The sequence below is a fragment of the Pseudomonas sp. MYb2 genome (genome assembly GCF_002979955.1).
Classification (GTDB): Bacteria; Pseudomonadota; Gammaproteobacteria; order Pseudomonadales; family Pseudomonadaceae; genus Aquipseudomonas.
On record NZ_PCQC01000006.1, the window covers coordinates 422383 to 430524 of the forward strand.

At 55.0% G+C, this 8142-nt stretch carries 15 protein-coding genes and 3 tRNA genes; 12 read left to right on the plus strand and 6 right to left on the minus strand.

Features of this window, described 5'->3' with window-relative positions; translation table 11 throughout:
* The 4 genes from CQ009_RS13390 (at position 1) to CQ009_RS13405 (ending at position 1902) form a co-directional block, all read left to right on the plus strand.
* Positions 1-243 carry a hypothetical protein gene (locus CQ009_RS13390; RefSeq protein ID WP_105706801.1) on the plus strand — a complete coding sequence of 81 codons (243 nt, stop codon included), beginning with the start codon at positions 1-3 and terminating at the stop codon, positions 241-243.
* The gene (locus tag CQ009_RS13395; protein ID WP_105706803.1) at positions 240-704 is read left to right on the plus strand and encodes a hypothetical protein; all 465 of its coding nucleotides are present in this window, start codon (positions 240-242) and stop codon (positions 702-704) included. Before CQ009_RS13390 ends, CQ009_RS13395 begins: the two co-directional genes overlap by 4 nt.
* A 75-nt stretch (positions 705-779) precedes the next feature.
* Positions 780-1028, plus strand: a complete 249-nt coding sequence (locus CQ009_RS13400; RefSeq protein WP_105706805.1) for a hypothetical protein — start codon at positions 780-782, stop codon at positions 1026-1028.
* Between the two features lie 472 nt (positions 1029-1500).
* Entirely contained in the window at positions 1501-1902 is a 402-nt protein-coding gene (locus tag CQ009_RS13405; RefSeq protein ID WP_105706807.1) for a hypothetical protein, read from the plus strand.
* 54 nt (positions 1903-1956) lie between these two features.
* Here the strand turns inward: CQ009_RS13405 and CQ009_RS13410 are convergent, their stop codons facing one another.
* Both CQ009_RS13410 and CQ009_RS29820 read right to left on the minus strand, forming a co-directional pair.
* The gene (locus CQ009_RS13410; protein WP_105706809.1) at positions 1957-2217 is read right to left on the minus strand and encodes a hypothetical protein; all 261 of its coding nucleotides are present in this window, start codon (positions 2215-2217) and stop codon (positions 1957-1959) included.
* Positions 2214-2603, minus strand: a complete 390-nt coding sequence (locus tag CQ009_RS29820) for a DUF6864 domain-containing function (protein ID WP_146117539.1) — start codon at positions 2601-2603, stop codon at positions 2214-2216. The genes CQ009_RS13410 and CQ009_RS29820 overlap by 4 nt, the downstream gene beginning before the upstream one ends.
* A gap of 164 nt (positions 2604-2767) precedes the next feature.
* Between CQ009_RS29820 and CQ009_RS13415 the strand changes: the two genes are divergently transcribed.
* Positions 2768-3412, plus strand: a complete 645-nt coding sequence (locus tag CQ009_RS13415) for a hypothetical protein (protein WP_105706811.1) — start codon at positions 2768-2770, stop codon at positions 3410-3412.
* Positions 3409-3723 (plus strand): DUF4406 domain-containing protein, encoded by a 315-nt coding sequence (locus tag CQ009_RS13420; RefSeq protein ID WP_105706814.1) that lies wholly within the window; start codon positions 3409-3411, stop codon positions 3721-3723. The genes CQ009_RS13415 and CQ009_RS13420 overlap by 4 nt, the downstream gene beginning before the upstream one ends.
* Before the next feature lie 60 nt (positions 3724-3783).
* Here CQ009_RS13420 and CQ009_RS13425 read toward each other — a convergent pair whose 3' ends face one another.
* Positions 3784-4500: a hypothetical protein gene (locus CQ009_RS13425; protein ID WP_146117540.1), complete on the minus strand. Its 717-nt coding sequence runs from the start codon at positions 4498-4500 to the stop codon at positions 3784-3786.
* Positions 4501-4534: 34 nt separating this feature from the next.
* On the opposite strand from CQ009_RS13425, the gene CQ009_RS13430 reads away from it, so the two are divergent.
* The 6 genes from CQ009_RS13430 to xerC all read left to right on the plus strand — a co-directional run bounded on the left by CQ009_RS13430 (position 4535) and on the right by xerC (position 7582).
* A complete protein-coding gene (locus CQ009_RS13430; protein WP_105706818.1) occupies positions 4535-5101 on the plus strand; it encodes a hypothetical protein in 567 nt (188 codons plus the stop codon).
* A gap of 70 nt (positions 5102-5171) precedes the next feature.
* Positions 5172-5435, plus strand: coding sequence for a hypothetical protein (locus tag CQ009_RS13435; RefSeq protein ID WP_146117541.1), 264 nt, complete (start codon positions 5172-5174; stop codon positions 5433-5435).
* The gene (locus CQ009_RS13440; RefSeq protein WP_105706823.1) at positions 5432-5749 is read left to right on the plus strand and encodes a hypothetical protein; all 318 of its coding nucleotides are present in this window, start codon (positions 5432-5434) and stop codon (positions 5747-5749) included. Before CQ009_RS13435 ends, CQ009_RS13440 begins: the two co-directional genes overlap by 4 nt.
* 51 nt (positions 5750-5800) lie before the next feature.
* Positions 5801-6298 carry a hypothetical protein gene (locus CQ009_RS13445; RefSeq protein ID WP_105706825.1) on the plus strand — a complete coding sequence of 166 codons (498 nt, stop codon included), beginning with the start codon at positions 5801-5803 and terminating at the stop codon, positions 6296-6298.
* Between the two features lie 44 nt (positions 6299-6342).
* Positions 6343-6549 carry a DUF4224 domain-containing protein gene (locus CQ009_RS13450; RefSeq protein ID WP_056785291.1) on the plus strand — a complete coding sequence of 69 codons (207 nt, stop codon included), beginning with the start codon at positions 6343-6345 and terminating at the stop codon, positions 6547-6549.
* A gap of 1 nt (position 6550) precedes the next feature.
* Positions 6551-7582 carry a tyrosine recombinase XerC gene (gene xerC / locus CQ009_RS13455; RefSeq protein WP_105706828.1) on the plus strand — a complete coding sequence of 344 codons (1032 nt, stop codon included), beginning with the start codon at positions 6551-6553 and terminating at the stop codon, positions 7580-7582.
* Positions 7583-7664: 82 nt separating this feature from the next.
* On the opposite strand, the gene CQ009_RS13460 is transcribed toward xerC, so the two are convergent.
* The 3 genes from CQ009_RS13460 to CQ009_RS13470 all read right to left on the minus strand — a co-directional run bounded on the left by CQ009_RS13460 (position 7665) and on the right by CQ009_RS13470 (position 8142).
* Positions 7665-7751 (minus strand) — tRNA-Leu (locus CQ009_RS13460).
* Between the two features lie 195 nt (positions 7752-7946).
* A tRNA-Cys gene (locus tag CQ009_RS13465) sits at positions 7947-8020 on the minus strand.
* A 46-nt stretch (positions 8021-8066) separates the two neighbouring features.
* Positions 8067-8142 (minus strand) — tRNA-Gly (locus CQ009_RS13470).

Consider the following 8142-nt stretch of genomic DNA (forward strand, 5'->3'; position numbering starts at 1 on the left):
ATGATCAGCCTGAATCTCAACGCAGTTCGAACGAAACAAGGTGAGTCTGACCGGATCGCGGCGGCGACAGCTGACTTCTGGAGTCGGCCCGGCAGCAGCTTTAAGAAGCTGCCGCCAGCTCGAATGAAGCCGAAGCCTGAGCGGCGCGATTGGGTAGACCCTGAAACGGTACTCAAGCGGCGCCCGAAACCGATATCGGCGGCTGACCGCAAAGCTCTGCGAAAAATGGCGGACTCGCTATGAAGTCGAAACGCAAACCCAACAACGGTTTCGCCCGAGCTGAACGCAGTTGCAGGGCGCTGCTGCGCACCAACCACGTCGCAGTGGTGAACATTGACCCCAGCGGCAGCCAGATCATGGCGAACTGGAAGAGCTGCCGGCAGATCCGCAGTCTGGCGATCGCCAACGCGATTTTCGACTTTTCCTACCGCTGGACGATCTACATCGGCGCCATGTGTCGCGACGAGCGCGGCGCCGAGTACATCAAGTCGGTGGAGATCTCACCCGAAGGCATCTACAAGGTCGAGCGCCTGACCGATGCCATCGAGCATTACTACCTGGAGCTGCGCAACAGCGCGAACCCGACTCATCTGGTGGCATCAGGCTGGATCGCCATTCCGGACGAGATCTCAATGGACGAAGCCCAAGCCGCGAAGCTGTTCTACGCCGCCGGCGCCTGGCATCAGGTGAAGGTTGCAGCATGAGACGTTTTCGCACCCAACAACGCAAACGACAGACTTGGCTGGGCTTACCGGCCAGCGGAATTGAAGAGGTAGGCAATGGCCAAGACGCCCACCGAGCGCAAGCGCGATCAGCGCGAGCGGGACAAGCTGACCCAGGCGGAAAGAGAAGCAGAGCTACTGTCACGACGGATTGTCACGAAGCTTTATCACAACGATGACGCCGCACTGAAGCGGGTAATGGCACGGTGCAGCATCGACGAAGAGCAGGACCTGATCTCGCGATTCATCCGCGGCGCTGACCGCATGAGCGACGAACAATTGGAAGATCACATTCGCATTGCGTGACGCTCCGCCGTGACATACCAATTCTTCTCGCTACATCCGTCAAAGGGGCATTTTACTGAATGGCGGACATGAAAAAGGGCTGAACAAGTCAGCCCTTCAAAATAGTGGTGCGGGGCCCGGTTTCCCGGAGGCTATCTACTACAAGCCAAACGATTGATCCGCCAACACTTCTCTGCTTTTGCATGGTCCCGCAGCACAACCCCAGCACAGATAAACATTGGTAGTACTGCCATAAGAACCCCCCAGTAAGAATTGTCATTTATGAAAACGAACAACGTTACGAGGCCAGACAGAACAGATAACACATCAATGGACTTCACGTTTAAAGCAGCTTGCATCGACTCGGTTGGGTCAAACATCGACCACGTATGCAAATGCTATCACCGTAACCGCAGTGATAGCAATACGCCGCAATCTCGTTTTTTAGCATTGGCGCCATTCGACAAGCGCGCCGCATGCATTGGAGTACACCATGAGCCACAACTGCGCATACGTCCGGCAGCACTATCAGGTGCCCGCCAAAATCGGCCGCTGCGTCATCGCCTACGGCAAGCCCGGCGTCATTCTTGCAGATCGCGGCCACTACATCGGTGTGGTTCTGGACGAAGACCCGAAGAAGCGCATCGGCAACTACCATCCCACCCACGAAATGCAGTACGGCGAAATGGCCGAGACGCTGCCGCTGAAAGAATGGCTGGTCTTGCCGTTCAAGCATGACTGGGACGATCTCGACTGGAGTCGCGACGCCCGCGAAGATCTGGTGAGGGTCTGGGCAGCTACGCGAGCCCAAGCCAAATACAAGGCCTATGAGCGGCTGCAGGATTACTGCCACAGCATCAAGGCGATGTTGCATTTTAAAGTGCGGCGCGCCTGATTCGGCCCATGCTGCGCAGAAAACAAATAGCCTCATCGAATATAATTAAACGGATTATTTTTTGAGAAGTCCCAAAAACACGCCAAGACAAAGCTTCGCGCTATCAAAAAACCATTTACTGGCCTCTGCCATCTCCGTGACTTGCGAATTACTGCACACCAAACCTGCTATTGCGCAGAATAAAAATACTACCAACACCGCAACTGCGATCCAGTTGTCGGAGAGCTTGATCAGAAGATATTCCTTCACAGACGGCTGACCAGAACCTTGACTCGCGCCCTGAGAGGATTTCGTATAGGTTTGCCATTCCTTCATGAGCGATTACCGCCAACTTCAGTCTCAAAAAACTGGTAACTAAGCCTGAAGTTATCACCTTCAAACGGCTTATCTACTTGGAAGAAAAATTGCAGATCCACTTCTTTAAGAGTAGCGATACTCGCTGGAGACGTTAACCCAGAAGAGCCTTGCACAATATTATAAAACTCTAAATCGATTGAGTTTCCTTCTGTTAAGTCATTAACAACAAATAAAGCTTTTGACTTCTCAGGATCGTGCCTCACATAAAAATTTACAAGCAAAGGAACAGAAATCGTCTCTGTTTTTACCTCGAAAACTATTGGCTTATTAATAGTTCCAAAGCTGATTCCTTGGGCGATTGCGCGAAATGCTGGATATGGCCCTTTACATGTAACTTCAAACATTAAGACCTCGTATTAACTATAAGACTGGACACCAGCGTCGATCATAGCACACACCCGTCAATCCATTTATCAACCAAAATTTTAGCTAAGAGCATCAAAATCTTCTGTAAACGCGACTCAACATCAATTTATTGCACCGGGCATGCCCCGGCATAGGGTGCCCCATGCCCACAGAAAACAAAACGGCCGAGCCGCTGCAGGTTGAGCGCTCGACTGTGACCAAGCTGGTGATCACCGGCGCGCCACGGCTCGATCCGATTACCGTATTCCTCGAAGACTTCGGCCGCCGCGACTGTCCTACTGAATCCGACCCGAGCTATCAGACCGCCCAGGGCAAGATCACGATCAACTGCTGGGACAACAGCTGGAACGCCTATTGGGGTGGCATGGGCCCGCGCACGGTGGCGGAGTTCGTGGCCGAGTGTGATTGGCACTACGTCCTGAACTGCCTCGATCGCGGTATCAGCAGCACGCGGTTCAGCGGGAGCGCCCTTCACACCTTCGCGAAAAAGTGCATCGTCCAGCGCCGCCGGCAACAAACCGGCCGACATGACTGGGAGCTGGATGAGCTAAGCAAGGATAAGGCGCGTGAGCTCTGGCACGACATCGACGTGCTGCGAAGCGTCGAGTCGCCAAACGAGTGCTGGCATCACGACAGGCTGCTGACTGAACTGTTTGGTGATGAGTGGCACTACCCAGTTGGGGACAAGGCGGTCGAGGATAATCACGAATTCAACTATCTGCGCCGGGTGGTGGAAGCGGTACAGGACGCGTTGCGCCAAGAACAACCGCAGCAGGAGGCAGCATGAAGCGCATCTACCTCAGCGGTCCAATGACCGGCCTGCCCGCCCTCAACTTCCCGGCCTTCGCCGAGATGACCGCCAACCTCCGCGCCAACGGCCACACAGTCACCAACCCCGCCGAGCTGAACCCCGATGGCGGGAGCTGGAACGACTGCATGCGCCGCGACATCGCCGCCCTGATGAAATGCAACACCGTGGCCACGCTCCCGGGCTGGGAGCATTCAAAGGGCGCACGCCTCGAAGTGCTGATAGCTGAACGCCTCGGCATGACGGTTGTTAATGCCCATGATCTGGTATTGATGGAGATTGCAGGATGAGCATAGTCATCAGAGCGCAATCAATTTCTCAAGCCAGTGTCCTGCGATAAATCGACCACTTTAACGAGAAATACGCCAACCGTTGGTTGGATCCACCACCATTAGTGACTTATCAATCTTTTGCAGTAATAGTTTTCCGTTCGCAGAATCCACCAAAAAGTGCACATCAGTAGCTCCCTCTTTATAAGCTTTTAGCATACCCGCCCTGTCTTGACTCTGCAGAGTCTCTGCATGTTCGCGAGCCGACATTTTAGGTAGTTCTACAACTGCACCATATGCAAGCATGAACAACATTATTATTGAAAAAAGTTTAAATATTAGATGTTTAAGTGAATCAGGATGTAAATAGTTCGCCGCTTGGCAAACTAAGGTGGACATCACCCATGCTCGTGCCCAAGGGCTCTGATAGACCCAGCTCAGCAAACTACCACCAACACCAAATTTTTCAGAGAGAATTGCGACCAAGAACAGCAAATAAAACGGATAGCAAACACACCTCATCAACCACAATAATTTGCGCTCGCTTACACTAGGACTTTGGACTATCACCAACAAGATTAGCAGTCCAATAGCCCCGCACACCGCATTCCATATTCCTCTGGCCACTAACTCAACAAAAGTAAAGCCACTTATAAACCATTCTGAGTCAAAAGCTTGCAAGTAAGCCGAGCTATAGAAATATCCCGCACAAAAAGCGAAGCCTAAAAACAAAACAGAACATCCAGCCAACTTACTCAAAAAATCTACAACTCTAGAAAAATCCCCGCTGACGTCCATAACAGCCCTTAATTTAGAGAACCCGAGAACGCGTATGATCATTGATGACGTAATGACTGACAAGATCACGCTGCACGGCCTCGGCTTTGTGCAGGTCCAGCTGCAGGGCAATCAGCGCTTGCATGTCTGGCACCCTGAGCTACCGCGCCGGGCATGCTTCGAACACTCAGCGATCCACGACCACCGCTTCAACTTCACTTCCCGAGTGATCGTCGGCACGCAGTTCAATCACGAGTTCGAACTCGTCTGCCATGACGCTGGTGAATTCATGCTTTACCTGCACGAAGGCGCTCGGACAGCGGGTGGCGGCCGACCATGGACACCTGACGGTCGTGCAGACCTGGTGCATGTCGGAACGATCGGGATTCCCGCCGGCAACGACTACAACACCCAGGCATACGCATATCACCGCACTGAACCGGGCGGCGATGGCCGAGTGGCGACAATCATGGCCAAGCGCGGCGAGTACCCGGCCGGCGCCCACTCAACCTGTCGCGTAGGTATCCAGCCCGACACCGACTTCGATCGGTTCCAGTGGTCGCCAGCTCAACTCTGGGAGGTCGTCAGCGATGTGCTGCTCGGCAAGAAGGTGGCGGCATGATCCTCTTCCCAATAGCCGCCCCGCTCTACATGGCCTACCTCATCTACAAGGGGCCGTGGCGATGACACAGATGAGCGACATCTTTCCGGAAATGACTGTGGAGCAGGAAAAGCAGTGGTTCGCCGAGCAACAAGAAGCGCACCGTCTGGAGCTGGAGCGCGAGAAGATTGAAATCGCTCAGCGAAAAGCCGTCGACCACTATATCCAGTGCCGCGACTGCGGAGCATTCGTCCAGAAATGGCGGTGGGTTCGGAAGGATCATCCCCAAGCAATCAGCCAAGGATGGAGACCCTTGTGCGGCTCTTGCTTCGACAACTACGACAATTACCCATGAGCCGCATGGTCAGCGTCCGCACCGAGGAACTGACCGGCCCGGCGCTGGACTGGGCAATCAACGCGATCGAGGGTGATCAGCAGCCTGGCACAGGTCAGCTGCAACTCTTCGCCCTGCCCGACGCCGAGCAACTGATCACGAAGTACGGCGTCTGGGTCGATGTTGGCCACCGTCACCCGTGGCTGGCCGACCTGACCAACGACCCGTTCAACCGGGTCACCGGGCAAACCCGAACCATCGCAGTGTTCCGCGCCGTGGTGTTCGCCAAGCGCGGCGCCGAGGTCGACATTCCCGCCGAACTCATCCAGCAGTAACCCCTCCCCCAACTCAACAGCCTGCCGGTGTACGGCGGGCGAGGAATTCGTATGCGCGATTTACAGGAACTGCCCGATGAGATCATCAACACCGCAATGGTCACCATCTACAACCACCTTGAACCAGGGTCGAAGCTCTGCTTGGTCGCCTACAAGCCTGGTAATCCAAAGGCCGACTTCCTGCGCGTCGATAGCCAGTTCGATATGAACGAAGCGGTGAGCGCCATGCGCAGGAAAGGCCTCAGCATCGACGGCGACAACGCCTACAAGAGCGACTTGCTCGACGCTGTGGTCGGAGCGCTGGCCCTCGGCGCGCAGAACAACAACCCGCCACCGGCAGAACACTGGGGCCAGCGCTTCTGGGATATCGGCCGGAAGGAGCGCGGACTGCACGAAGAGCTGGTCGCCGCGCTGAAACTCAACCGCGAGAACCTGCGCGCCTGCCAAGCGACTATCCACTTGGCCGGTTACTTCGATCCCACCTACGTCAACGATGCGCAGGCCGCCATGAAGGTAGCCGACGAAGTCCTGGCCAAGGCCAGCGCATAACCGATCACCACCTTCTGCCGCCACGCGCGGCATGGAGCATCACAATGACCATCCAGTTTCTGTCACACGAGGAGGTTTGCGAGCTCACCGGCGCGCGGACCAAGGCAGGTCAGATCCTCAACCTGAAAAAGAATGGCGTTCGCCATACGATTAAAGTGAACGGCTGGCCGAGTGTCACCGCGATGGCGGTCACCGCCGTCGGCGCATTCGAATCAGAAAAGCCCGTCTGGAAATCACGTAAGGCCAGCTGACATGGGAAGACGACCAAGTAAACCCGGCTCGATCGCCAGGCTGCGGGAACGCAAGAAAGCCAGCGGCCGGGTGTTCTACTACTACGACACGGGCGGAAAAGACCGAAAGGAAATTCCCCTGGGCAGCGACTACGGCTTGGCGATCATGGAATACGCGAAGCTAGAGCGTGATCGCACCGCAACCGATCTGGTCGCCAAGGTCATCACGTTCCGCTACGTCGCCGAAAAATACATGGTCGACATCGTCCCAACCAAAGGAACAGCCACCCAGGCTGACAACAAGCGCGAGCTGAAAAACCTGATCGCTTTCTTTGACGATCCACCGGCACCGCTGGAAACGATCGAGCCATTGCACGTTCGCCAATACCTCACTTGGCGCAAGTCCGCGCCAGTGCGCGCGAACCGCGAAAAGGCTCTGCTCAGCGCGATCTGGAATTACGCCCGGGATAAGGGCTACACATCGCTTGCCAATCCATGCGCGGGCATCAAGGGCAACAAAGAGACCGGCCGGGACACATATGTCGAAGACGCGCTGTTCAAGCGCGTGCACGACAAGGCGGATGCGGGCCTACAAGACGCAATGGACCTCGCTTATTTGACCGGTCAAAGAGTGACCGATACCCGGCTGATGGACGAGCGCGATGTGCGTGACGGTCAGATTTGGGTGTTGCAGGGAAAGACTAAGGCAAAGCGTCGGATCGAGATAACAGGCGAGCTGAAGATTTTGATTGATCGAATCATGTCCCGAAAGTCAGAGCACAAGGTCCGCTCGACGCGGCTGATCGTTACAGAGGACGGCACACCAATGACGGTGGCGATGTTGCGCAGGAGGTTTGACTTGGCCAGGGAGGCGGCCGGGGTGCCGAAAGCTGAGTTCCAGATGCGCGACTTGCGCGCCAAGGCGGGTACCGATAAGGCGGAATCCAGCGGTGACATCTTGCAAGCCAGAGATCAACTTGGGCATACGACCGTGGTTATGACAGAGCAGTACATCCGCAATCGAAAAGGCAAAAAGGTCATGCCTACCAAGTGAATTGCGGACCAACTTCAAAATAGCGGACCAGAAACAAACAAGGGTTTGCATCAGCTTTCGCCCGCAAACCCTTGATTCAAGATGGTGCCCGAAGCCGGAATCGAACCGGCACGCCCTTACGAGCGGGGGATTTTAAGTCCCATGCGTCTACCAGTTTCGCCATTCGGGCGGTAGCGCGGTGTTGCTCTTTCCAGCTGTTGAGTCGCGATCCTGGCAGGATGCAGGCTTAAACAGCCGAGCGGGAAATATATACATCACGTCCCGGTGAAGCAAGTTCGCAGTGGCTGATTTCAAGACTAAATCTTGCTGCTCACTGGAAATAAAAAAGCTCCGTAAATCATGGATCTACGGAGCTTGTTTATAGTGGAGGCCGAGGTCGGAATCGAACCGGCGTAGGTGGATTTGCAATCCACTGCATAACCATTTTGCTACTCGGCCTTAAAACGTCTGTTATCAGTAGCACAACAACAAACGCGTTTTAACTTGGAGCGGGAAACGAGACTCGAACTCGCGACCCCGACCTTGGCAAGGTCGTGCTCTACCAACTGAGCTATTCCCGC

What these genes read in the sequence shown, in the direction of transcription:
- CQ009_RS13390 (WP_105706801.1), top strand. Translation starts at nt 1, where the DNA reads ATGATCAGCCTGAATCTCAACGCAGTTCGAACGAAACAAGGTGAGTCT.
- CQ009_RS13395 (WP_105706803.1), top strand. Translation starts at nt 240, where the DNA reads ATGAAGTCGAAACGCAAACCCAACAACGGTTTCGCCCGAGCTGAACGC.
- CQ009_RS13400 (WP_105706805.1), top strand. Translation starts at nt 780, where the DNA reads ATGGCCAAGACGCCCACCGAGCGCAAGCGCGATCAGCGCGAGCGGGAC.
- CQ009_RS13405 (WP_105706807.1), top strand. Translation starts at nt 1,501, where the DNA reads ATGAGCCACAACTGCGCATACGTCCGGCAGCACTATCAGGTGCCCGCC.
- CQ009_RS13410 (WP_105706809.1), bottom strand. Translation starts at nt 2,217, where the DNA reads ATGAAGGAATGGCAAACCTATACGAAATCCTCTCAGGGCGCGAGTCAA.
- CQ009_RS29820 (WP_146117539.1), bottom strand. Translation starts at nt 2,603, where the DNA reads ATGTTTGAAGTTACATGTAAAGGGCCATATCCAGCATTTCGCGCAATC.
- CQ009_RS13415 (WP_105706811.1), top strand. Translation starts at nt 2,768, where the DNA reads ATGCCCACAGAAAACAAAACGGCCGAGCCGCTGCAGGTTGAGCGCTCG.
- CQ009_RS13420 (WP_105706814.1), top strand. Translation starts at nt 3,409, where the DNA reads ATGAAGCGCATCTACCTCAGCGGTCCAATGACCGGCCTGCCCGCCCTC.
- CQ009_RS13425 (WP_146117540.1), bottom strand. Translation starts at nt 4,500, where the DNA reads ATGGACGTCAGCGGGGATTTTTCTAGAGTTGTAGATTTTTTGAGTAAG.
- CQ009_RS13430 (WP_105706818.1), top strand. Translation starts at nt 4,535, where the DNA reads ATGATCATTGATGACGTAATGACTGACAAGATCACGCTGCACGGCCTC.
- CQ009_RS13435 (WP_146117541.1), top strand. Translation starts at nt 5,172, where the DNA reads ATGAGCGACATCTTTCCGGAAATGACTGTGGAGCAGGAAAAGCAGTGG.
- CQ009_RS13440 (WP_105706823.1), top strand. Translation starts at nt 5,432, where the DNA reads ATGAGCCGCATGGTCAGCGTCCGCACCGAGGAACTGACCGGCCCGGCG.
- CQ009_RS13445 (WP_105706825.1), top strand. Translation starts at nt 5,801, where the DNA reads ATGCGCGATTTACAGGAACTGCCCGATGAGATCATCAACACCGCAATG.
- CQ009_RS13450 (WP_056785291.1), top strand. Translation starts at nt 6,343, where the DNA reads ATGACCATCCAGTTTCTGTCACACGAGGAGGTTTGCGAGCTCACCGGC.
- xerC (WP_105706828.1), top strand. Translation starts at nt 6,551, where the DNA reads ATGGGAAGACGACCAAGTAAACCCGGCTCGATCGCCAGGCTGCGGGAA.